Source organism: Amycolatopsis sp. MEPSY49 (assembly GCF_051337345.1).
In the GTDB taxonomy this organism is placed as follows: Bacteria; Actinomycetota; Actinomycetes; order Mycobacteriales; family Pseudonocardiaceae; genus Amycolatopsis.
The window spans coordinates 1,362,607-1,385,138 of the sequence record NZ_JBDLYJ010000001.1 but is presented as its reverse complement, the minus strand read 5'-3'; the positions used below and the strand labels follow the sequence as shown (position 1 = coordinate 1,385,138).

Here is a 22,532-nt window from a genome sequence, read left to right as displayed (position 1 = left end):
TCAGTACAGCGTCCGGTCGGACGCGGCCACCTTGACGTGCACCAGCGTCGGCCGCGGGTCGGCCAAGGCCGCCGTCAGGCCCGGGACCAGGCCGGACGGCTCGGTGATCGTCACGCCCTGGCAGCCCATGCTCGCCGCCAGCGCCGCGAAGTCGATGCCGCCCAGCTCGGTGCCGGGGAGCTTGGCGCCGCCGATCGTCTCGCCGAGGATGCGGACCGCCGCGTACTCCGAGTTGTCCATGATGAGGATCGTGACCGGGAGTTCCTGGCGCGCGGCCGTCCACAGTGCCTGGATGCCGTACATGCTGGAGCCGTCGCCGACCACGCCGACGACCGGGCGGTCCGGCCGGGCGAGCGCCGCGCCGACCGCGCCCGGGACGCCGTAGCCGAGCGTGCCGCTGGCCATCGTCAGGAAGCCCGTGTCGGTGCCCTTGATCGGCAGGTGGTCGTGCAGGATGCCGCGGTGGCTGGGCGTCTCTTCGACGACGATCGCGTTGTCCGGCAACAGGTCCGCGAGCGTCGAGTAGACGTATTCGGCGGAGAGCTTCTCGGCACCGGGCTTCGCGGGACGCTCCAGCGGGGCCGGCGCGGGCCGCGTGCTGCGGTCGACGACGTTCAGCAGCGCGCGGATGCCCAGCTTCGGCGTCGCGCGGATGCCGGTGCCTTCGAAGGCGCGGGCGAGGATCTGCTCGTCGTCGCTGAGAATGAACAGCGGTGGCAGCAGAGCTTCCCCGCGCCCGCGGTCGACGTGGTAGGTGAAGGCGGGCGCCCCGAGCACGAGCACGAGGTCGTGCCCGGCGAGCCTGTCCGAGACGGCGCCGCGTTCGGGGTCGAGAAAGCCTTGGAAGAGCGGGTGATCCTCGGGGAAGGAGCACCGGAACGACATGGGCGCGACGTACACGCCGGCGTTGAGCCGCTCGGCGAGCGCGACGGTCTCGACGACGGCGCCGTCCTGGTCGACGGCTCCCCCGACGACGATGGCCGGCCGTTCACTGGCTTCGAGCGCGGCGACGAGCTCGTCGATCGCCTCGGGATCGGGCGCGAACCCCCGGATCCGCGGGCGGCTGATGATCGGGCGCTCGGTGGTCGCGGTCCAGTCGTCGGCCGGGACGGACACGAAAACGGGACCGGAGGGCGCCTGCGTCGCGACGTGGTAGGCCCTCGCGAGTGCGGCGGGGACGTCTTCAGCGGTGGCGGGTTCGATGGACCACTTGACGTAGGGCTTGGGGAAGTCGGGCGCGTCGATGGCACCGAGGAAGGGATCGTGCGGCAGCAGGTTCCGCGTCTGCTGCCCGGCGACGATGATCAAGGGGGTCCGGTTGCGGTAGGCGTTGTAGAGGCTCCCGAGCCCGTGCCCGACACCGCCGGCGGAGTGCAGGTTGACGAGCACGGCCTGGCGCGTGACCTGCGAGTAGGCGTCGGCCATCGCCACGACGGCGGACTCCTGCAGGCCGAGGACGTAGTCGAAGTCGTCCGGCCAGTCGGTGAGGAACGGGACCTCGGTGGTGCCGGGGTTGCCGAACAACGTGGTGAGGCCGAGTTCGCGGAGGAGTTCCCGGGTGGCGTCCAGCACCGTGCGCTTGATCATGCCCCTCAGACTAATGCTTAGTCTTGCGAAGGAAAGCCCGCCAAGTGGCCGCAGTGACGGTCAGCGTGCCCCCGGAGCGGTCCTTGGTGTCGCGGATCTGCGACACGTGGCCGAGGCGCACCTCGACGCAGTTGGTTTCGTCGGTGTAGCTCGACTTGCGCCACTCGCGCATGCTCACTCCAGTCCGATGATCACCTCCTGGATGAGTTCGAGCGATTCCTGCTCACTCAGCGCCAGGTCCGACAGGGTTTCCGTGGCCGCCCGGAAGGCTGCGACGTGATCTCCATCGTAGAGGTGGGCACTGCCCCGGAGGTGCTCGATGTGAACCACCGAAGGGAGGTGGGCGAAGTCGAAGATGACGAAATGCCCGGACAGCCCCGGGTGGTAGCCCACATCCGCGGGCACCACGCGGATGCTGCTGGTGCGCGGCTGCGCCGCGCGCACCAGCAGCCGCAACTGCTCGGCCATCACGGCGGGTTCGGCGATAGGCCGGCGAAGGGCTTCTTCGCCGAGGAAAAGCTTGAGTACCAGCGGATCGCGGCGGGTGAGCACCTCTCGCCGCCGCAGGCGGATCGCCACCTCCCGCTCGACCATCGGCGGCGGGAGCCGGTGGGCCCTCAGGATCATTTCGGCATAACCAGGCGCCTGGAGGAGGCCGGGCACCACGCAGGGTTCCCAGTTGACCATTTCCGTCGCCGTGCGCTCGTACTCGACATACGTCGACAGGGCCGGCGAAACTCCCGTCACCGTGCGCTCGAGCCAGTTGGGCTCCTTCGCGCACTCCGCCAGTTCGAGCAATCGCCCGCGCTCTACCGGCTCCACCCGCAGCGCGCCCAGCAGCAACCCCACTTGCTCGAGCTTGGGTGCCCGCGTCCCGCTCTCCCAGTGGGACAGCACCTGCGGCTGCACATCGACCTGCCGGGCGAGTTCGCGCAGGCCCAAGCCACGCGCCACCCTGGCCGTGCGCAGGCCGAACCCCAGCGCCCGGCTCCTCGGTGTCGCTACTCGTGTTGACATGTGCGCAGTGTGTCACCGGCCACCGACAAAAACGGAAACCGGGGCTGTCGCACAGTCGCGACAGCCCCGGTCCGATCCACACTCAGCCGATCAGGCCCGACAACCCGCTGCCCTTGAACGACCCCCAGCCCGTCACCTGGTCATACCCGGTGCCCGCGCTGAAACCGGTCGTCCCGTGCAGGGTGTTGTTGCCCGTCGTCACGTCGTGGAACCCGGTCCCGTACGAAGACCCGTTCCCGATCGAATAGAACTTCGGGTTCAGGTTCCCGAGCCCACCGCCGTGGACCTGGTTCTGCAGCGTCGCGAACGCCGCCCACAGCGGGGCCGCGCCCGACGTGCCCCACACCGTCTCCCACGCGCCCGCCGTGTAGATGTAGTAGCCCGAGCCGCTCGCCGCGTCGGCCGAGACGTCCGGGACCTTGCGGTACGTCGTGCTCTGCGACGACTGCCACGACGGTGCTGTGAACACCGTCGAGATGCCGCCGCCCGTGGAGCCGCTCGACGCGCCGTCGTTCCACGCCTTCTCGCTGCTGTACGCGTTCGACGACGTCACCGTCAGCTGGGTGCCGCCGACACCCGTCACGTTCGGGCTGGACGCCGGGAAGTCGACCGCCTTCGCCGTCGAACCCGTCTGGCGGTAGCAGTCGGTCGTGCCGTCGTCGCCCGCGGCCGCGAAGTACGAGATGCCCTCCGCGGTGCCCGTCGCGATCGCGTTGCTGACGCTCTTCGCCGCGCTCGAACCCTCCGCGGATTCGCAAGCGCCCCAAGAGATCGAGACGACGTTGACCGTGTGGTCCGACGCGATCTTCTGGTACATCGCCAGTTCGCCGGCGCTGGTGTTCGGGGCTTCGTAGACGTAGTCACTCGCCGCGGCCGCCAGTGCGTGCACGACCTCGATGTCGAGCTCGACCTCGATCTGGCCGTCGCCGGGCGACGAGTCGTAGTTCGCGCCGCTGACCGGGACCGTCGTCACCGAACCCGCCGAAAGGCCGTACGTGCTGTCGTACTTGGCGATGTTGGACTTCTGGTAGCCGTCGAACTCGACGAAGCCGACCTTCACACCGCTGCCCGTCGCCGACAAACCGCTGGTGCCGTAGGCGGTCTTGAGCACCGGCGGGGTCACCGCCTTGACGACGTTGGGCTTCGCCACGGCCTGCGCGTGCGTCCGCAGCGCGTGGTTGTCCAGGCCGACGACGTTGCCCACCACTCCGGACACGTCCGCCGGCACGGTCGGCGCGGCGTCGTTGGCGAAGAAGTCCCGGCCGGACACCTGGTCGTGGTAGCTCCCGATCCGGGTGTGGAAGGCCGATTCCAGCTGCGCCGCCGAACCCGTGAACGTGATGGCCTGGCGGTTGCCGGAAACCTCGATCCCGGTCGCGCCCGATTTCTCGAGGAATGAGACGGCCTTGCTCACATCGGCCTGCGTCGGGCCGAACTCGGCATTGAACTGCGCCGGGCTCAGAAAGTGGTGGTATTGCGGCGACGCCGGGTTCTGGACATCGGCGAGGAATTTTTCCAGCGCCTGCTGGTTGTGCAGTTTCAACGACAGCGCGGCGGTGATCGGCTGCCCGCCCGCGACGTCGCCGACGCGGGCGCTGTCGACGAGCGGAGCGGCACTGTCGGTCAGGGTGACCAGGGGTTCCGTCGCCGCGGCGGCCGGGACGGCCACGGCGAGGCCGAGCAACGCCGGCAGCGGCACGGCGGCCGCGACGAGCTTGCGCAAGCGCATGGGGGAATTTCCTCTCGGCGGTGGGGACCGGGCCTGCGTTGCAATACTCGCCGCAGGTTGCCGAGAAGCATAAGAAGCCGTCAGCCCGGTCAGGAACCTACTTTTGGCTGCCGTTTCGCGGATCCCATTTTCATTTTCCGGGACGTTTACCCTTCCATGGTCATTCGATTAGCGTCCGGAATGCCCCAAATCGTCGACGCGGTCGACGATCTCCTGCGCGTTGGCGTTGCCGGAGAACCGCCGGGCGGCCGCCGACAGCGAGTGCAGCCGCTGGCGCGTGCGCGGCGACCGCAGAGCGCCCGTCAGCTCGATCGCCTCCTCGCCGACGGCGGTGGCGACGTCGAGGTCGCCGTCCAGCGCGTGGACGGTGGCCAGCCAGATCAAGGTCAGCGACCGGCTGCGCGTCATGCCGCCGCGGTACCCGGCGATCGCCTCGGTGAGCGCGGGGATGCCGTCGCGGCCGTGCCGGATGTCGACCACCTGGGCCAGTTCGCCGTGCACTGTACCGATCATCGCGGCCATGTCGGCGGACCCGAAGAACGCGTCCCACGGCGACGGTTCGCGTCCCTCGGCCTCCGCGAACTCCTGACGGGCGCGGCGCAGGTAGGTCAGCGCCTCGGTGACGTCGGCCTTCTTCGCGTGCGCCCACGCCTGGTTGGCCGACAGGATCGCCTGCGCGAGCTTGCAATGGGCCTGCACCGCCGCCGCCCGGCCCCGCGCGAACTCGGCCAGCGCCGCGTCGACGGCGCCGTAGTGCAGGTGCAGCCGCCCGACGCGGTAGCGGATGTTGGCCTGCAGGTCGTCGTTCCCGGCTTCGACGGCCAGCTCCAGCGCCCGGGCGAACGCCTCCAGCGCGGCGGCCGGGCGGTCCTGGTCGAAGTTCGTCCAGCCGGCCAGGTTGTAGAGGTCGGCGACGGCGGTGCAGAGCCGCGCCAGCACGACGGCCTTGGTCACGCCGTCCAGCAGCGCCACGGCGGCGGGCAGCCGCGACTCGACGGCCACCCGGCAGGCGCCACCGCCGTAGCGGTAGTCCAGGGCCCTGAGCTCCGCGACGACGTCCTCGAGCCGGCGCACGTCGGCGAGACCCACGCGCGTGCCCCGCACGTCGTCCCGCCCTTCACTGCCCGTCATGGCAGCCCTCCGTCCGTAGAGAGCTGCCGATGGCGGGCAGCTCCCGGTCATTCCCCGCCGGGCCAGGCCGGAGCCCGCTCCTTCGAGGGACTGGCACCGGGGAGCACCCCGGCGGCGGTGAGCACCACACCCGTGGCGGTTTCCGCGATCTTGACGGCAGCCAGCAGGCCGGTGAGGGCGAGCGAGCCGCCGAGCCCCAGCTTCGCGAACTCGTCTTCGGAGGTTTCGGGGCCGCGCTGCCGCGGCATCGCGCCGGTCACGACGCGACCTTCCGGCTCGGCCCGGATCCACTCGGGCGATATCCGCGGGGAATCAGTCTCCCCCGCGCGAAAGAAATCCACCGGATGCCCGACATCCTGGTTCCTCGATGACTTCCAATGGAATTGATCGCGAACCGAATACGCGCGCTCACAGCGCTGCCTCCTGTTCAATCAAAAACCGGGACGACACCGGGGGCCGGGGTGTCAGGATTCGTCGGTGCGGTCGCCGGCCACTCAGGCGACCCCGAACTTTCTCCACGATAACCAGCAGGTGGCGGCCCTTCAGCCGCCAACCAGGTCAACTATCGAAGCTCGCGCGTGCACCCGCACGCGCGAGCGTCACCGGGCCCCTGCACGGGCCGGCTGCAATTCCACCAGACCGGAACACGATTACCCGGCACCGAAAGTACTTCGACGGAACTCGGTTTCTCCCCGCAGATCCTTCGCTATTTCCGCAGTTCGATCAGGATTTGACGAGATCCACCCACGTGCGCACCGCTCCGGCGTCGACCGGCGACTGCCACCCACCGGGCCGGACCGCGCTCCCGACATGGAACCCGCGCACCCCGCCCGCGCGCAAGAGGTGCACCTGCTGCGCGCGCAGGCCGCCGCCGACGAGCAGCTCCGGGCCGCCGTCGCGCTGTGCGAGCCGCTGCAGCACGGAAAGCCCACTCGCTACCCCGTTGGGGTGGCCCGCCGCGAGCACGGTGTCACACCCGAGCGCGGCCAGCTGGTCGTAGGCGCGCAACGGATCCCGGGTGCGGTCGATGGCGCGGTGGAACGTCCACGGCAGACCGTCGACCTCCTTGATCAGCGCCTCGCACGCGTCCAGGTCGATCTCGCTGTCGATGTTCAGGAAGCCGAAGACGAACTCGCGCGCGCCCGCGTCGATCAGCCGGGCGGTGTCCGCGCGCAGCCCTTCGAGGTCGCCGACGGCGAAGGAACCGTTGTCCCGCAACATGACCCGCACCGGGAGGTCGGTCGCCGAAAGCACGTCGCGCAGCGTTTCCACGGTCGGGGTCAGGCCGTCCTGCGCCATGTCCGTCACCAGTTCGAGGCGGTCCGCCCCGCCCGCCTGCGCGCCTTCGGCGTCCGCCGCGTCCAGCGCGATCACTTCCAGCAGGGGCGTCTTCGAGCTCATGCCTCAATCCGTTTCACTGGTTCCGGGTGTCGTCCCCCCTGGCATGACGCCCTCGCCGGAAGCCGCCTTGAAGGCTCGTCATCCGCTCGCGCACCGCTTCCGGGGAAAGAGAGAGTATCGGCCGCTGCTCCGGCACCGCTCCCGGCCCGGCGGCGACGTCGTCGGTCTGCAGGAACGGCCACGTGTCCTCGGCGCCGTCCTCCTGCTCCAGCTCGGCCGGGGTCGGCCACTCGTAGGCGGGCTCGATCGCGGCCGGCGGCGCGACGGGCGCGAACTGCGGATCGGTGTCCTCGTCGTCCGGGTTCGGCTCGGAGCTTTCACGTGAAAGCTGCGGGGGTGGCGGTGGCGGGGGCGGAGCCGCGGCCAGGGCGTGTCGCGGGAGGGGTTCGGCCGGCCGGGACTCCGGCGCCACCGGGAGCGGCTCGGCGGGCGGACGCTCGGGTGCCGCCGCGGGCGCGGCCGCCGCGTCGAACCAGCGCGACAGGACGTCGCGGTAGGCGGGCATCCGCTCGGTCGGGGCGTCGAGGTCCAGGTGCGAGTCGTCGTCCGCGGTCGGCCATTCCGGGCTGTGCTCGCGGGCCACCACGGGCGCCCGGCGCGGCGGACCGGCCTCGATCGACGGCGGGGTCAGCTCCTCCGGCTCCGGTTCGGGCTCCGGCTCGGGTTCCGCCGGCGTCAGCGGGGCCAGCGGTGCCAGCAGCTCCGGCTCAGGCGCTGCGGCCTGCTCGGCGGGCGGGGGCGGGCCCGGCATCGGCGGCAGCTCGACGATCAGGGCGGTGGGCACCAGCACCGTCGCGACGAGCCCGCCGTCCGCGCCCGGGCTCAAGCTGACGTTGATGCGATGACGCGTGGCCAGCGTCGCGACCACGAACAGGCCCATCCGGCGCGAGACCTCGACGTCGACGTCCGGCGGATTCGCGAGCCGCACGTTGGTGCGGTCGATCTCGGCCTGCGGCATGCCGGCGCCGTGGTCGATGATCTCGATCTGCCAGTCGCCGTCGTGGGTCTCGGCGCTCGCGACGGTGACCGTCTCCTTGCCGGAGTAGCGCGTCGCGTTCTCCAGCAGCTCCGAGATGACGTGCACGAGGTCGTTGACGGCTTCCCCGCGGACGGCGACCTGCGGCGCCGGCCCGAGCTCGATCCGCTGGTAGTGCTCGACTTCCGAAAGCGCGGCGCCGATGATCTCGTCGGCCGAGACGGCACCGGCGTCCTCGCGCGCGGAGTCGTGCCCGGACAGGACCAGCAGGTTCTCGCTGTTGCGCCGCATCCGCGTCGCGAGGTGGTCGAGCTCGAACAGGCCGGCGAGGGTGTCCGGGTCCTGCTCGTCGGCCTCCATCCGGTCGAGCACCGACAGCTGCCGCTCGACGAGGTCCTGGCTGCGCTGCGAGAGGTTGACGAACATCGCGTTGACGTTCTCGCGCAGCATCGCCTGCTCGCCCGCCAGCCGGACGGCTTCGCCGTGCACCGCGTCGAACGCCCGCGCGACCTGGCCGAGCTCCTCGCGCGTGAACACCGGGACCGGCGCGACGGCCAGCCGTTTCCGCAGGTTCTCCGGGGCGGGCTCGGGGTCGGTGAGCAGGTTCTGCACGGCCGCGGGCAGCCGGTGCTCGGCGACCTCGAGCGCCGTCCGGCGCAGGATCCGCAGGGGACGCAGCAGCGAGCGCGCGATGACCACCGACAGCACACCCGCGACGAGCAGGACGCCGAGCACGACGCCACCGTCCCAGATCGCCGCCGTGCGCGCCTGTGCCGCGAGCGAGTCCGTGCGTTCCTGCAACTGGACGAGCAGAGCTTGCTGCACCTGGTGGGCGAGGTTGACCGTGTGCGTCGCCGAGACGTCCCACTGGTTCGGGTCGAGGCCGTTGAGGTTCTGGCCGTTCTCGGTGCGGGTGAGCGCGGACTCGACCATGTCGTTGCCGATGTCGACGACCAGGCCGATCACGGTGTCGTCGAACATCCGCTGCTGCTCGGGTGTCGCGAAGGTGCGGTAGTCGTTGCGCGCGGCGGCGAGCTCGGCTTCGGCGCCGAGCAGCGCGCGCGTGCGGTCGCGGTTGAGGCTGCCCGCGGCGAGCGCCTCGGCCAGCACCGCGCGCTTGACCGACATCTGGTCCTTGATCCGGGCCAGCGCGTTGCCGGCCAGGCGCAACCGCGCGAGTTCGGGGTCCGAGACGTCGGCGGCGGCCGAGTCGCTGATGTCGAGCAGGCCGGAGATCAGCTCGCTGTAGGAGCGCAGCACGGCGTCGGCGGGGAACGCCGAGTGCTCGGCGGAGAAGCGGAGGCCGCCGAGCACGCGCAGCCGGTCGTCGGTCTGCTGCAGGCTTTCCGCCGCCTTGGCGTCGAGCCGGGGTTTACTGTCGTCGAGGGTCCGTTCGAACGTGCCGATCGCCTGGTCGACGCGTTTGCGCTGGCCGGTCAGGTCGGCGGTGTCGCCTTGGCGGTCCTGGGCGACGAACCGGACGGTGAGGTCGCGCTCGCGCTGCAGCTCGTGGATGGCCTCGGCGACGGTGCTGTCGACGCGGCCGCGGGTGGCGAACTCCGCGAGCTGCCGGGCGTCGCGCAGATCCGAGCTGATCCGCAGGCCGACGAGCGCGATCACCGCCAGCGCGGGGATGAGGAGGACGGCGAAGAGCTTCGTGCCGAGACGCCAGTTGCGGAGCCGCCAGCGGCCGCCGGCCGGACGTGGATCCGCCGCGTCGCCGCCCTTGCGGGGACGCTTGTCGCGACGGGTCACCTGGTTTCCTTTTCCGCCGCGGGCGGGAACCCGCGGATCTGACAGCACCTCGAACCTACTGAACGGTAGCCCGCCCCATGAAGATCCGAAAGCCGCGCTGGCGCGATACGGCCCTGCCCGCGATCGTATGGGGCGCGGACCATACGATCCAGCACGAGAACCAGATTCTCGCGGTAGGTGAAGGTTCATGATCAGACGCGGAATGCTGATTCCGCTGGTAGCGGCGTTTCTGACGACCGCGGGCTGTGGCGTGTTCGAATCCGGTTCGGCCGCTCCGCCGCCGCCGCTGGAACGGACCACCCTGCGCGTCGGTGTGGGCAACGCCATCGACACGGCCCCGCTGCGGATCGCCGTCGCGGCCGGGAAGTTCGGCGCCGCGGGCCTGAACGTGCAGCTCGTCGAGCTCGGCGGGGAGGACGGGCTGGCCAAGCTGACCGCGGGTGATCTCGACGTCACGTTCGGGTCCGACATCGCACTGTTCCGCGCTGCGGCGGGCGGGACGGCCGTGCAGCTGCAGGGCGAGGCCTACACGTCCGGCCCGAACACCATGGCCCTGGTCACCCTGCCCGGCTCCGACTACACCGTGCCGACGTCGAAGAAGTCGCCCCGGATCGCGGTGAACACGCTCGACGACATCGGCGCGCTCGCCGCGCGTTCCGTGCTCGGGACGGCGGGCGTCGACGTGACGAAGATCAAGTTCAAGCAGGTCGCGTTCGACCAGATGCCGCAGGCACTGCAGGCGGGCGACGTCGACGCGGCGCTGATGATCGAGCCGTACATCACCCGCGCCGAGAAAGACCTCGGCGCCCACATCCTCGCCGACGGCGCCCGCGGCGCGACGCTCGACTTCCCGCTGTCGGCGTACGCGTCGGCCAAGCCGTTCGCCCAGGCCAACCCACGCACGCTCGCGGCGTTCCGCACCGCACTGGGCGCGGCCCAGCAGAGCGCGACCGACCCGGCGATCGTCCGCGACGCGCTGCCGAAGTTCTCCGACATCGACACGACCACGGCGGCGCTGATCTCGCTCGGCTCGTACCCGACGTCGCTCAACGGCATCCGGCTGCAGCGCGTCGCCGACCTCATGCACAACTCCGGACTGCTGGCGGACCGCCTCGACGTCCAGGGCCTGCTCCCCGACCAGTCCGGTATTTAGCTGTCACCAAACTTGCACTTGGTCTACTTTTGCACTCAGTCTACTTGAGGAGTGCGTGATGACCGACGTCCTGATCGCGGGAGCCGGCCCGACCGGGCTGATGACCGCCGCCGAACTCGCCTTGGCGGGGGTCGAGGTGACCGTCCTCGACCGCCGTGAGGGCCCAGGCTTGCCGCGGCCGGTCGGCCTGCAGCCCCGCACCGCGGAGCTGTTCGACCTGCGCGGACTGGACACGAGCCCGGAGGTCGACGGCCCGAGCGGGCACTTCGCCGGACTGCCGGTGGCCTTGGACCACGGCGTCTGGCGCACTCGGCACCCGCGGGTGCTCAACCGCACGCAGGACGACGTCGAGGCGATGTTGGCGGAACACGCGCTCAAGCACGGCGCGGTCATCGAACGCGGCCACGAGGTCACCACCGTCGACGTCGACGCGGACGGCGTCACGGTGGACGGCATCCGCGCCCGCTGGCTCGTGGCCTGCGACGGCGCGCACAGCACGGTCCGACGACTGCTCGGCGTGCCCTTCCCCGGCCGCACCGAGACGTACGTCGCCACACTGGCGCACGTCCGGCTCGCCGCCGCGTCCGAGCTCGTCCCGGCTCGTGCCGCGCACTTCAGCCAGGTGACGCGGCAGGCGAACGGCTACTGGTCGATGCTCACGCCGCTCGGCGACGGCGCCCACCGGTTCGTCTTCGGCTCCACGACGACGCAGCCAGGTCGCGACGCGCCCGTGTCGGACACCGAGGTCACCGAAGCGCTGACGGCTCTGTACGGCGCCGAAACGCGGCTGGGCGAGGTGTACGGCGCTTCGCGGTTCAACGACGCGACGCGGCAGTTGGAGCGCTACCGGCACGGCCGGGTCCTGTTCGCCGGCGACGCCGCGCACATCCACCCGCCGCTCGGCGGGCAGGGGCTCAACCTCGGCGTCCAGGACGCTGTGAACCTTGGCTGGAAACTGGCCGCGACGGTCCGCGGCACGGCGCCGGCCGGGCTGCTCGACAGCTACCACGACGAACGCCACCCGGCCGCCGCACGCGTGCTGCGGCACACGGCGGCCCAGCGCGTGTTCACGACGCCGGAGCGCACCGAGAACGTCGAGGCGCTGCGCGAGATCGTCGTCGACCTGCTGCGGACACCGGACGGCAACCGCTACTTCAGCGGGCTGCTGTCCGGACTCTCGCTGGGCTACCCCGGCGCGCACCGCGTCCCCGACCTCGACCTGACGACGGCGCACGGCCCGACGCGCCTCTCGGCGCTGCTGCACGACGGCCGCGGCCTGCTCCTCGACCTGGGCGACCACCCCGAACCGCCGGGCTTCCGCGGCCAGGTGCGCCTGATCCACGCGTCGACCGCGGACGACGAGTTCCGCGGCCGGCTGCTGCTCCTGCGCCCGGACGGGTACGCCGTCGACCCCGCCGAGCTGGGGCGCTGGTTCGGCTAGGTGCGTCGGTCCGGGCTCAGGCCACCCATCAGGAGGGCGCAGAGGCGACATCGGAGCGGAGGTCGCCTGCCGCGCGGTCAGCGTCGAGGATCGCGGTGATGGCCGCACGGCGTCCGCCGCCCTCGCCGTGGCCGGCCCGGCCCGGCCCGGCCCGGCCGACACCGTGCTGGACGGAGACTCGCCGGCTAGATGTTTTCCCCCGGCGGGGCCAGGCACACCGTGCGCGACGGCGAGCCGGCGTAGGACAGCACCTTGTCGGCGCGCTCGCACTCGTCTTCGCGCCCGTATCCGGACAGGATCTGGACGCGCTCCTGCACCGCTGGGTCGGAGCAGCTCACCTTGGCGACCGTCGTCTCGTCGTCCAGGCCGCGCAGGCAGTCGCCGGTCCGGACGTTGAGGGCCAGGCAGAGCATCTCGCCCGAGCCGAGCCGGAACCGCACATAGTCGCCGGCGGCGCACGTGCCGGTCGTGCGGCGGCTGTTCTCGACCTTGTACGTCGCGCGGTCGGAGCTGCAGCCGACGTTGTGGTAGGCGAGCCGGTCGCCGCTCTCCCGCGACAGGTACAGGCAGTCGCCGTCCGACGGGGTGCCGTAGCGGCCGATCCGGCTCATCCCCCACGCGCCCAGCGACCCCAGCGCCAGCGCCAGGACGACGCACACGATGAGCGTGGTCCGCACCTTCGGGGTGAACCAGTGCGGGATGGGTCGCTGCCCCGGGACCGGCGGCATCGGGGCCGGCGCCGCGGCGTAGCTCGGCGTCCGGAACGGGTTGTCGTCGGACGGTGGTGTGGTCAAAGTGCCCTCCCGTGATCCCCTCGGCACCTCGTCCCACCGGCGGCGCCGCGAGCGAGGCACGTATAACAGTAGTTGTGACTGATGGCCCGCTGATCGTCCAGTCCGACAAGACCGTGCTCCTGGAGGTCGACCACCCCCAGGCCGATGACGCGCGGATCGCGATCGCGCCGTTCGCCGAGCTCGAACGCGCGCCCGAGCACGTCCACACCTACCGGATCACGCCCCTGGCCTTGTGGAACGCGCGCGCCGCCGGCCACGACGCCGAGCAGGTCGTCGACGCGCTGACGACGTACTCGCGCTTCCCGGTGCCGCAGCCGCTGCTGATCGACGTCGTCGACGTGATGGGCCGGTTCGGCAGGCTGCAGATCGCCAACCACCCGGCGCACGGCCTCGTGATGTCGACCACCGACCGCGCGGTGCTGACCGAGGTCGTCCGGAACAAGAAGATCAGCCCGATGCTCGGCGCCCGGATCGACGAGGACACGGTGATCGTGCACCCGTCCGAGCGCGGGCGGCTGAAGCAGGCGCTGCTGAAGGTCGGCTGGCCGGCCGAGGACCTCGCCGGGTACGTCGACGGCGAAGCGCACCCGATCGCCTTGGACGAGACGGACTGGCAGCTTCGCGACTACCAGCGGCAGGCCGCGGAGGCGTTCTGGGCGGGCGGCTCCGGCGTGGTCGTGCTGCCGTGTGGCGCGGGCAAGACGATGGTCGGCGCGGCGGCGATGGCCAAGGCCGAGGCGACGACGCTGATCCTGGTGACGAACACGGTCGCCGGCCGGCAGTGGAAGCGCGAGCTGATCGCGCGGACATCGCTGACCGAGGAGGAGATCGGCGAGTACTCCGGCGAGAAGAAGGAGATCCGCCCGGTCACCATCGCGACCTACCAGGTGATCACCCGCAAGACCAAGGGCGAGTACCGGCACCTGGAGCTGTTCGACTCGCGCGACTGGGGCCTGGTCGTCTACGACGAGGTCCACCTGCTGCCGGCGCCGGTGTTCCGGATGACGGCGGACCTGCAGTCCCGGCGCCGCCTCGGCCTGACCGCGACGCTGGTGCGCGAGGACGGCCGCGAGGGCGACGTCTTCTCGCTGATCGGGCCGAAGCGCTACGACGTGCCGTGGCGCGACATCGAGGCGCAGGGCTGGATCGCACCGGCGAAGTGCACCGAGGTCCGCGTGACGCTGACCGACGCGGAGCGCCTGGAGTACGCGACGGCCGAGGCCGACGAGCGCTACAAGCTCGCGGCGACGGCGCTGACGAAGACGCCCGTGATCAAGTCCATTGTGGAGCGTCACGCGGGCGAGCCGACGCTGGTGATCGGCGCGTACCTCGACCAGCTGGAGATGCTCGGCGACGAGCTCGACGCGCCGGTGATCCAGGGCGCGACCCGCAACAAGGAGCGCGAGGAGCTGTTCGACAAGTTCCGCCGCGGCGAGATCCGGACGCTGGTGGTCTCGAAGGTCGCCAACTTCTCGATCGACCTGCCCGAGGCGTCGGTGGCCATCCAGATCTCCGGGACGTTCGGCTCCCGCCAGGAGGAGGCCCAGCGCCTCGGCCGGCTCCTGCGTCCCAAGGGCGACGGCCGTCAGGCGCACTTCTACTCGATCGTGTCGCGCGACACGGTCGACACGGAGTACGCGGCGCACCGGCAGCGGTTCCTGGCGGAGCAGGGGTACGCCTACCACATCGTCGACGCGGACGATCTGCTCCGGCCGCTCTGAGGTCACGACCCGAGGTAGCGCAGGACGGCCAGGACGCGACGGCTGTACCCGGCCGACTGGGGCAGGTCGAGCTTGTCGAAGATCGCGTTGGCGTGCTTCTCGACCGAGCTCTGCGAGACGTACAGCAGCTGAGCGATGCTCGCGTTCGTGTGGCCCTGCGCCATCTTGTCCAGGACGTCGCGCTCGCGCGCGGTCAGCCGCCCGAGCGCGTCCTCGTGGGACGTGCGGGCGACCAGCCGCCGCACGACCTCGGGGTCGAAGGCGGCGCCGCCCCCGGCGACCCGCTCCAGTGCGTCGAGGAACTCGCCGACCTGGGCGACGCGGTCCTTGAGCAGGTAACCGACCCGGCCACCGTCACCGCTGATCAGCTTGGCGGCGTACCGCGTCTCGACGTACTGGGAGAGGACGAGCACTCCGGTGTCCGGCCGTTCTTCCCGGATCTCCAGTGCCGCGCGCAGACCTTCGTCGGTGTGGGTCGGCGGCATCCGGACGTCGGTGACGACAACGTCCGGCTGGTGCGTTCTCACCGCTTCGAGAAGCGCTTCGGCGTCACCGACCGCGGCGACCACCTCGTGGCCCTCCTCGGCCAGCAGGCGCACCAGGCCTTCGCGCAGCAGGGTCGAATCTTCGGCCAGGATCACACGCACGGGAGGACCGCCCGCACGACCGTCGGGCCGCCCGCCGGACTGTCCACGGCGAACTCGCCGTCCGCCGCCGCCACCCGGCGCGCCAGCCCGCTGAGCCCACCGGTTCCGGCGACCCGGGCACCGCCCGAACCGTCATCGGCGATCTCCACCACGATCTTCTCGCCGTCGACGCGGACGTCGATCGTGATCCGCGTAGCGCCGGAGTGCTTGGCCGCGTTGGTGACGGACTCCGACGCCACGAAGTAGATCACCGTCGCCAGCGGGAGCGAGGGCAACCACCAGAGCGTGTACCGCACCTCGACCGGAACGTCCGCCCGTTCGGCGAGGGATTCGAGAGCGGCGTCGAGACCGCTTTCGTCGAGCGCGATCGGGTACACGCGCCAGGCGACCTCGCGCAGCTCGCGCAGGGCCTCCTGCACTTCCTCGTGCGCCTGCCGGACCAGTTCGGTGTCCCCCGTGCGCCGGGCGCGGCCGAGCAGCACGCCCAGCGCCACCAGCCGTTGCTGCACGCCGTCGTGCAGGTCGCGCTCGATGCGGCGGCGTTCGCCGTTCACCGCCTCGACGACCTCCGCGCGGCTGTTGGCGAGGTAGGACATCCGGCGCTCCAGCAGCGTCCGGGTGCTCGGGCTGAGGAATCGACTGGCCACCCGCCGGTCCAGCTCGGCGACGCCCGCCATCCCCTGCCAGCAGAGGAACACCGCCAACGTCGCGAGCATCACGATCAGGAGCCAGCCGCCGGCGGTCCCATCGCCCTGCCCACCGGGTGCGCGTCCGGCGGCCAGCTGCTTGGCGTAGAACACGGCCGCGACCGCTCCGGCGCCGACGCACGCCCACACGCCGAGTCCGAGCAAGCCGACCAAGGCACGCGGGAAGAGGTACTGCAGTGCCCGGCGGCCGTCGTAATCGTTGTCGTTGTAGTTGTCAAAGAACCGAAGCAGCCGAGCGCGTTCCACGTCGGCGAGCTCCCGGGCCCCGCGCAGCACGCCCCGGCGCGTCGCCGGCACGACGAGCAGGGGTGCACTCAGCAGGACGTACAGCATCTCGGCGATCGCGGTCAGCGCGCCGAGGCCGACGCCCGCTGTGGTGCGCGCAGCCCAAATGATCACGGCCTCAGGCTAGCGAGCGCGATGGCCGGTCCACATTGCGGTTTTCCGCAGTCTTTCCGGGTGGTGTTCGGCAATGTGCTTCCGGTCGCCGATTCGTACGTTCGAGGGCATGGACCTTTCGCTCGCCTCCACCCCCGCCGAACCGATGACCGGACTGGCCGGCTGGGCCGTCGGGCTCATCGACTCGCTCGGCGGGCCCGGCGCCGCCATCATCGTCGGCCTCGACAACCTGTTCCCGCCGATTCCCAGCGAGCTCGTACTGCCGCTCGCCGGGTTCTCCGCCAGCCGAGGCGCGTTCACCCTGCTCGGCGCACTGTTCTGGACGACGCTGGGCTCGCTGGCCGGCGCGGTGATCGTCTACGGGATCGGCGCGCTGCTCGGCCGCGACCGCACCCGCGCCCTGGTGGCCCGCGTCCCGCTGCTGCGCGTGGGCGACTTCGACCGCACCGAGGCCTGGTTCGCGCGGCACGGCGGCAAGGCGGTGTTCCTCGGGCGGATGGTGCCGATCTTCCGCAGCCTGATCTCGCTGCCCGCCGGCGTCGAACGCATGCCGCCCGGCCGGTTCCTCCTGCTCACCACGGCCGGCAGCCTGCTGTGGAACACGGCGTTCGTCGTCGCCGGCTACCTGCTCGGCGAGAGCTGGTCGCTAGTCGACCGCTACGCGTCGGTGCTCCAGTACGTCGTGCTGGCGGCGGTGGCGATCGCGATCGGGCTGTTCGTGGTGGTGCGGCTGCGGCAGCGCCGGCCGGCCGCGCGATGACCGGCCGCGGCGCACGGGCGCGGTTCACGCCCCTCGGCGTGGCCCGCACCCCGCGCGGTCAGTAGTTCGTGAGCCGGAAGCCGCCCACGCCACCGGTCCGGCGATCGGTCACCGGCTGGGCAGGACCGGTCTGTCGGGTTCGTCTCGTCGTGCGCCGCCACCCCTTCGGCGCAGTGGCGTGTCCCAGCAACACCTTTCGTCACACGAGCATCAGCAACGCGCTGACCTGCGGATTTACTGATTCACTCGAACGGATGAGCGGCCGGATCGCTGGAAATTGTCGGACCCTCGAACTACTGTTCGAGGAGCAGTAGCCGAACACAAGTTCGAGGGGACGTCCATGACGATCGCACCGCTCCGCCCCGGTACGCCCGCGCCGCCGGTCCAGACCCTGCCACCGGGGTCGTGGCACGGCCGGCTGTGGGTGTCCGACCTGCCGCTGACCCGGCCCGAGCGTTACCTGGGCTGCGTGGCCGAGTTCGACCGGTCCGGCCTGTGGCCGGTGCTGATCCCCCACGACCAGCGGTTCGCGGCGAACGGCGAGGACTGGATCGACGACCGAGGCCGCCTGGCCCCGGCGGGCCACCGGGTGGCGTCGGCCGACCCGGCGGGCGCGCTGGAGCGCTGGTGGGACGGCTCCTGCTGCGACGGAGCGTGCCTCCGCCCGTTCGGCGCACGGTTTCCCGGGCTGGCCAAGAAGAGCGCGCGCAGGTCGGACCCGTTGGCGGAAGCGGGCAACACGGGTTCGATCCTGGCGAACCGGGCCCCGCACCGGCTGGGGTTGGTCCAGACCGAGCGCCCGGCGGACATCCCGGCACTGCTGGGCTGGACGGGGATGATCAAGTGCACGGACCAGGTGGCCGAGCTGTCGGCGGTGCTGAGGAGCTGGGAGGACCGTTTCGGGGCAACGCTGGTGGTGCTGGGGTTCGATTCGATCGAGCTGTCGGTGGCGGCACCACCGAGGAACCAGGCGCGGGCGCTGACGGTGGCGGCGGAGCATCGGGCGTTCAGCTTGCCGACTTTCGCGGGGCAGCCGGGAAATCTGCGGGAGTACGCGTCGGGTTTGGTGCAGTCGCGCCTGTGGAGGTTCTCCTGGGCGTAGGCGAACGCGGGTGCCCGCAACCGGAGCCGGCGGCGCGACCAGAAGAAAGAGCTAGGCCCGCAACCCACCACCCAAAGCAAGACGACAGAGCAACCTTGCGGGCCTGGCTCAAAGTGATAGGCCTCGATCAGGCGACGGGATGACCACCCAGCGACCCCCCAACAAAGGCGAGAAGACAGCAAAACCCAAGGTCATCCCAGAGCCTGCCCGTCCGGCGAGGACAAGCAGTTCTCACGGCACCAGAAGCGAGCAGACCATGACCAAACACCACAAAGGCCCGCTCAGACGCCCGTCCCCAAAACTGGGCCACCCGTCCCAATCCGCAGCCCACCGGTCCCGGCACCACGGCGTTTGGACCCACCCCACTCCGGGAATCACCCACCGCGGAAAGGCGGTGAGAGCGATCGCCGAGATCCGGATCGGCACGTCAGGCTGGCGATACCCACCCTGGCGCGGAGTGTTCTACCCACCAGGACTGGCACAGCGCCGAGAGCTTGAATACCTCTCGCGCCGGATGAACGCGGTGGAAATCAACGGCTCCTTCTACTCCCTGCAACGCCCGGAGCGCTACCGAGCCTGGTTCGACGAGACCCCGGAGGACTTCCTCTTCGCGGTCAAAGGCGGCCGCTTCATCACCCACATGAAGCAACTCCGAGATGTCGAAACGGCACTGGCGAACTTCTACGCGTCCGGAGTCCTCGCACTGGGCGCGAAACTCGGCCCGTTCCTCTGGCAGCTGCCGCCCAGACTGACCTTCGACCCCGACCGCCTCGCGAACTTCTTCGCCCTCCTACCCCGCACGACGGCGGAAGCCGCCCAGCTCGCCACGAAGCACGACGACAAGCTCAAAGGCGACCCCTACCTCGAACCCGGACCGCGAAAGCCCCTGAAGCACGCCCTCGAAGTCCGCCACCCCACCTTCGCCGAACCCACGGCGAAGGACCTGCTGAAAGAACACGGCATCGCCCTGGTGACCGCCGACACCGCGGGCAAGTGGCCGTTCCTGGAGGACCAGACCGCCGACTTCGCCTACGTCCGCCTCCACGGCGACGAGGAGCTGTACGTCAGCGGCTATTCCGACCGGGCCTTGCGCGCCTGGGCCGACAAGATCCGGACCTGGCACGACGGCGGGAAGCGCGACGTCCACGTCTACTTCGACAACGACGTCAAGGTCGAGGCACCCCGCAACGCCGAAACCCTGGCCGACCTGCTCGGCGTGGCTCCGCCGACAAGACAGTGAGTGGACAGTGAGCGCGATCGGCTTGAGTGGGCACGCGGGCCGGACCGGCCCGCGTGCTGTCGCTGGGGGTCGGCACGCGGACGGTCCGCCCAGCCCAGCTCCCCTCAGCGCCGCCGGCCTCGGTAGCAGCCGGAGCGGCCGCCCAGGGCTCAACTCCCAGCGCCCACCAACGCCGCCAGCTTGGCGCGCACGTCGTCCGCGTCCGGGTGCCCGAGCTCCGTCAGCAACCGCACCGACCGGACCCAGCATTCCCTGGCCAGCGCCCGATCGCCGTGGCGCAGGTGGATCGTGCCCAGCTGGGCCAGCACGTCCGCCGCCTCGTACTGCTCGCCCATCTCGAAGAACATCGAGACCGACTCGCGGATAGCCGCGATCCCCTCGTCGACGCGGCCCAGCCCGACCAGCGCCAGCCCCCGCGTGTGCAGGGTGAACCGCGTGTCCACCGGCTCGCCGTCCGGCCCCAGGATCGCCAGCGCGGCATCCGCCAGCCGCAGCGCCTGGTCGTGGTCGCCCATCGACGTGCAGATGTCGCCGAGCGCCCGCAGCACGCTCGCTTCGAACGCGCCCAGCCCCAGGTCGCGGACGATCTCCAGCGCCTGCATCCCGTGTTCGTACGCCCAGGCGTAGTCGTCGAGGTTGTGCGCCGCCATCGCCAGGTTGTACTGCGCCCGCGCCTCGCCCTCCCGCGCGCCGAGCTCGCGCTGGATCGCGAGCACCTGCTCCAGGTAGCGCCGCGACTCGTCGTACTCGCGCGCGACGCCGTTGACCACGCCGAGCCCGCTCAGGATGCCCGCCTCGCCCGGCCGGTGGCCGCTCGCCCGGGCGGCTTCGAGCGCCACCACGAACACCGAACGCCAGTCGTCGAGCCGCGAGCGCGTCACGAAGTAGCTTTGCAGCAGCCAGGCGAGCTTCCAGCAGACGTCGTCCCGCCGGCTCCGCGCCAGGTGCACCGCGGCGATCAGGTTGCCCGCCTCTTCGCCGAACCAGTCCAAAGCGTCGTGGTACCCGGCGAAGGACAGGCCGCCGGCGAGGTCGTCCAGCTCCAGCAGCCGGTAGTAGCGCTCCGGCCGCATCCGGCGCGACGCGTTCAGCGCCGACGCCAGGAACCAGTCCAGCAGCCGGTCCAATGCCGCGTCGCGCTCGGACGCCGTGTCGACCTGCGAAGCGACTTCGCCCGCGTACGCGCGGATGAGGTCGTGGAACTGATAGCGCCCGGGCCGCGGCTGGGCGAGCAGGTGCGCGGCGGCCAGGGTCTCCAGCTTCGGCCGAGTCGCCACGAGGTCCAGACCGGCGACCGCGGCCGCCGCCGGCGCGGTGAAGTCGACGCCGGTGGGCAGCCCGAGCAGCCGCAGCAGCCGCGCCGTCGACGGCTCCAGCGCCTGGTAGGAGTACGAAAACACCGACCGGATGTTCGTGCCTTCGCCGTCGGCGAGGTCGAACGAGCCGAGCAGGTCGGCGTCCAGCGAGTCGACGAACTCGTCGAGCGCCAGGTCCGGGAACTGCGCCGCCCGCACGGCGAGGATCCGGATCGCCAACGGCAGCCCGCCGCAGTAGCGCACGAACCGTTCGGTCGCGGCGGGATCACGCGCGACGCGGTCTCGGCCGATCGTCGACGCGAGCAGCTCGACGGCGTCCTCTTCACCCATTTCCGCCAGCGCGATCCGCCGCGCGCCGTGCGTCGCGACCAGCCCCCGCAGCTGCCAGCGGCTCGTGATGACGACCAGGCAGCCCGGCCCCGGCAGCAGCGGGCGCACCTGCTCGGTGCGGTTGGCGTTGTCGAGCAGGACCAGCAGCCGCCGGCCCGCGCTGTGCGTCCGCCAGCTCGCCGCGCGGCCGTCGAGGTCGCCGGGGATCGCCTCGCACGGCACGCCGAGCGCGGTCAGCATCGCCTCCAGCGCCGCCGACGGCTCGATCGGCTCGCCAGGCCCGTAGCCGCGCAGGTTGAGGTAGACCTGCCCGCCGGGGAACCGGTCGGCGATCTCGTGCGCGAAGTGCACGGCCAGGGTCGTCTTGCCGATGCCGCCCATGCCCTCGACGGACGCGATGGGTGTCGACGTGTCGGCGTCGATCGCCTCCGGCAGCAGCGCGTGCAACGCCTTGAGGTCGCACTCGCGCCCGGAGAACGTCGGCAGGTCGGCGGGCAGCTGGTGCGGCACCTGCGGCTCGGCGCCCAGCCGGTAGCGCGCCGGGGTGACGTGGCCGTCGTCGGTGCCGGTCAGGATGGCCTGGCGGGTGCGCTGCAGCGCGGGCCCGGGGTCGAGCCCGAGCTCCTCGGCCAGCACGGCGCTGATCCGGCGGTAGACGTCGAGCGCCTCGGCTTGGCGGCCCGACCGGTACAGCGCGACCATCAGCTGCTCGTGCAGCCGCTCCCGCAGCGGGTTTTCCCTGGTCAGCCGGGTCAGTTCGGGGACGACGGTGCCGTACTCGCCGACGTCGATCAGGGCGTCGGCCCACTGTTCGCGCACGCGCAGCCGTTCTTCGGCGAGCTGGCCGACCTCGTCGCGGTGCAGCGCGTCCGACTCGACGTTCAGCAGCGCCGGGCCGCGCCACTGCGCGAGCGCGTCGGCGAAGTGCGCGGCCGCCTGGCGGCTTTCGCCGCGATCCACCGCGGCCTTGCCCCGGGTGGCGAGGGCGCGGAACCGGGACAGGTCGAGGAGGTCGTCGTCGATCTCGATGAGGTAGCCGCCGCTCTCGGTGCGGATCGCGACCTGGTCGCCGAGGGCGCGGCGCAGGCGCAGCACGTACGTCTGGAGTGCGCCTTTGGAGCGGCGGCGGTCGTCGTTCCAGAGCCAGCGGCCGAGCTCGTCGACCGGCACGACCCGGTTCGCGCGCAGCAAAAGCCCGGCCAGCACGATCAACGGCCGGCTGCCCCCGAGCGGCACCGGGTGGCCGTCTGCCGTGACCTCGGCCGGACCCAGCACGCGGAAGTCGAGGACCACGGGAACATTCTTGCCGGAAACGCGCTGTTCGGC

General features: G+C 71.2%; 18 protein-coding genes. 6 read left to right on the top strand and 12 right to left on the bottom strand.

Annotated features, from left to right (window positions below):
- From mdlC to ABFJ78_RS06875, 8 genes are all read right to left on the bottom strand, one after another.
- Complete coding sequence (mdlC, locus tag ABFJ78_RS06910; RefSeq protein ID WP_436384907.1) at positions 1-1,587, bottom strand: benzoylformate decarboxylase; 1,587 nt, start codon at positions 1,585-1,587, stop codon at positions 1-3.
- A gap of 10 nt (positions 1,588-1,597) precedes the next feature.
- Positions 1,598-1,759, bottom strand: a complete 162-nt coding sequence (locus tag ABFJ78_RS06905) for a DUF397 domain-containing protein (protein ID WP_436384906.1) — start codon at positions 1,757-1,759, stop codon at positions 1,598-1,600.
- Between the two features lie 2 nt (positions 1,760-1,761).
- The gene (locus ABFJ78_RS06900; RefSeq protein WP_436384905.1) at positions 1,762-2,604 is read right to left on the bottom strand and encodes a helix-turn-helix domain-containing protein; all 843 of its coding nucleotides are present in this window, start codon (positions 2,602-2,604) and stop codon (positions 1,762-1,764) included.
- An 82-nt stretch (positions 2,605-2,686) separates the two neighbouring features.
- The gene (locus ABFJ78_RS06895; protein ID WP_436384903.1) at positions 2,687-4,333 is read right to left on the bottom strand and encodes a S53 family peptidase; all 1,647 of its coding nucleotides are present in this window, start codon (positions 4,331-4,333) and stop codon (positions 2,687-2,689) included.
- Positions 4,334-4,501: 168 nt separating this feature from the next.
- Positions 4,502-5,464: a hypothetical protein gene (locus tag ABFJ78_RS06890; protein WP_436384901.1), complete on the bottom strand. Its 963-nt coding sequence runs from the start codon at positions 5,462-5,464 to the stop codon at positions 4,502-4,504.
- Between the two features lie 47 nt (positions 5,465-5,511).
- Positions 5,512-5,724, bottom strand: coding sequence for a hypothetical protein (locus ABFJ78_RS06885; RefSeq protein ID WP_436384900.1), 213 nt, complete (start codon positions 5,722-5,724; stop codon positions 5,512-5,514).
- Between the two features lie 463 nt (positions 5,725-6,187).
- On the bottom strand, positions 6,188-6,865 hold the full coding sequence (locus ABFJ78_RS06880) for a copper homeostasis protein CutC (RefSeq protein ID WP_436384898.1): 678 nt from the start codon (positions 6,863-6,865) through the stop codon (positions 6,188-6,190).
- 13 nt (positions 6,866-6,878) lie between these two features.
- Complete coding sequence (locus tag ABFJ78_RS06875) at positions 6,879-9,596, bottom strand: sensor histidine kinase (protein WP_436384897.1); 2,718 nt, start codon at positions 9,594-9,596, stop codon at positions 6,879-6,881.
- Between the two features lie 187 nt (positions 9,597-9,783).
- Between ABFJ78_RS06875 and ABFJ78_RS06870 the strand changes: the two genes are divergently transcribed.
- On the top strand, positions 9,784-10,749 hold the full coding sequence (locus ABFJ78_RS06870) for an ABC transporter substrate-binding protein (protein ID WP_436384896.1): 966 nt from the start codon (positions 9,784-9,786) through the stop codon (positions 10,747-10,749).
- Positions 10,750-10,807: 58 nt separating this feature from the next.
- Positions 10,808-12,190 (top strand): FAD-dependent monooxygenase, encoded by a 1,383-nt coding sequence (locus ABFJ78_RS06865; protein ID WP_436384893.1) that lies wholly within the window; start codon positions 10,808-10,810, stop codon positions 12,188-12,190.
- 185 nt (positions 12,191-12,375) lie between these two features.
- Here ABFJ78_RS06865 and ABFJ78_RS06860 read toward each other — a convergent pair whose 3' ends face one another.
- The gene (locus tag ABFJ78_RS06860) at positions 12,376-12,984 is read right to left on the bottom strand and encodes an LppU/SCO3897 family protein (RefSeq protein ID WP_436384892.1); all 609 of its coding nucleotides are present in this window, start codon (positions 12,982-12,984) and stop codon (positions 12,376-12,378) included.
- A gap of 74 nt (positions 12,985-13,058) precedes the next feature.
- On the opposite strand from ABFJ78_RS06860, the gene ABFJ78_RS06855 reads away from it, so the two are divergent.
- Positions 13,059-14,705 carry a DNA repair helicase XPB gene (locus tag ABFJ78_RS06855; RefSeq protein WP_436384891.1) on the top strand — a complete coding sequence of 549 codons (1,647 nt, stop codon included), beginning with the start codon at positions 13,059-13,061 and terminating at the stop codon, positions 14,703-14,705.
- A gap of 2 nt (positions 14,706-14,707) precedes the next feature.
- On the opposite strand, the gene ABFJ78_RS06850 is transcribed toward ABFJ78_RS06855, so the two are convergent.
- Both ABFJ78_RS06850 and ABFJ78_RS06845 read right to left on the bottom strand, forming a co-directional pair.
- Entirely contained in the window at positions 14,708-15,352 is a 645-nt protein-coding gene (locus ABFJ78_RS06850; RefSeq protein ID WP_436384890.1) for a response regulator transcription factor, read from the bottom strand.
- On the bottom strand, positions 15,343-16,458 hold the full coding sequence (locus ABFJ78_RS06845) for a sensor histidine kinase (protein WP_436384888.1): 1,116 nt from the start codon (positions 16,456-16,458) through the stop codon (positions 15,343-15,345). Before ABFJ78_RS06845 ends, ABFJ78_RS06850 begins: the two co-directional genes overlap by 10 nt.
- Before the next feature lie 109 nt (positions 16,459-16,567).
- Between ABFJ78_RS06845 and ABFJ78_RS06840 the strand changes: the two genes are divergently transcribed.
- From ABFJ78_RS06840 to ABFJ78_RS06830, 3 genes are all read left to right on the top strand, one after another.
- Positions 16,568-17,218 carry a DedA family protein gene (locus ABFJ78_RS06840; RefSeq protein WP_436384887.1) on the top strand — a complete coding sequence of 217 codons (651 nt, stop codon included), beginning with the start codon at positions 16,568-16,570 and terminating at the stop codon, positions 17,216-17,218.
- Positions 17,219-17,558: 340 nt separating this feature from the next.
- On the top strand, positions 17,559-18,320 hold the full coding sequence (locus ABFJ78_RS06835) for a DUF4253 domain-containing protein (protein WP_436384886.1): 762 nt from the start codon (positions 17,559-17,561) through the stop codon (positions 18,318-18,320).
- A 394-nt stretch (positions 18,321-18,714) separates the two neighbouring features.
- Positions 18,715-19,560 carry a DUF72 domain-containing protein gene (locus ABFJ78_RS06830; protein ID WP_436384885.1) on the top strand — a complete coding sequence of 282 codons (846 nt, stop codon included), beginning with the start codon at positions 18,715-18,717 and terminating at the stop codon, positions 19,558-19,560.
- A gap of 149 nt (positions 19,561-19,709) precedes the next feature.
- Here the strand turns inward: ABFJ78_RS06830 and ABFJ78_RS06825 are convergent, their stop codons facing one another.
- Complete coding sequence (locus ABFJ78_RS06825; RefSeq protein ID WP_436384884.1) at positions 19,710-22,499, bottom strand: AfsR/SARP family transcriptional regulator; 2,790 nt, start codon at positions 22,497-22,499, stop codon at positions 19,710-19,712.
- Between the last annotated feature and the right edge of the window lie 33 nt (positions 22,500-22,532).

Excerpts from the sequence above, each read along its gene's own strand:
- mdlC (WP_436384907.1), bottom strand. The coding sequence starts at position 1,587 with ATGATCAAGCGCACGGTGCTGGACGCCACCCGGGAACTCCTCCGCGAA.
- ABFJ78_RS06905 (WP_436384906.1), bottom strand. The coding sequence starts at position 1,759 with ATGCGCGAGTGGCGCAAGTCGAGCTACACCGACGAAACCAACTGCGTC.
- ABFJ78_RS06900 (WP_436384905.1), bottom strand. The coding sequence starts at position 2,604 with ATGTCAACACGAGTAGCGACACCGAGGAGCCGGGCGCTGGGGTTCGGC.
- ABFJ78_RS06895 (WP_436384903.1), bottom strand. The coding sequence starts at position 4,333 with ATGCGCTTGCGCAAGCTCGTCGCGGCCGCCGTGCCGCTGCCGGCGTTG.
- ABFJ78_RS06890 (WP_436384901.1), bottom strand. The coding sequence starts at position 5,464 with ATGACGGGCAGTGAAGGGCGGGACGACGTGCGGGGCACGCGCGTGGGT.
- ABFJ78_RS06880 (WP_436384898.1), bottom strand. The coding sequence starts at position 6,865 with ATGAGCTCGAAGACGCCCCTGCTGGAAGTGATCGCGCTGGACGCGGCG.
- ABFJ78_RS06870 (WP_436384896.1), top strand. The coding sequence starts at position 9,784 with ATGATCAGACGCGGAATGCTGATTCCGCTGGTAGCGGCGTTTCTGACG.
- ABFJ78_RS06865 (WP_436384893.1), top strand. The coding sequence starts at position 10,808 with ATGACCGACGTCCTGATCGCGGGAGCCGGCCCGACCGGGCTGATGACC.
- ABFJ78_RS06840 (WP_436384887.1), top strand. The coding sequence starts at position 16,568 with ATGGACCTTTCGCTCGCCTCCACCCCCGCCGAACCGATGACCGGACTG.
- ABFJ78_RS06835 (WP_436384886.1), top strand. The coding sequence starts at position 17,559 with ATGACGATCGCACCGCTCCGCCCCGGTACGCCCGCGCCGCCGGTCCAG.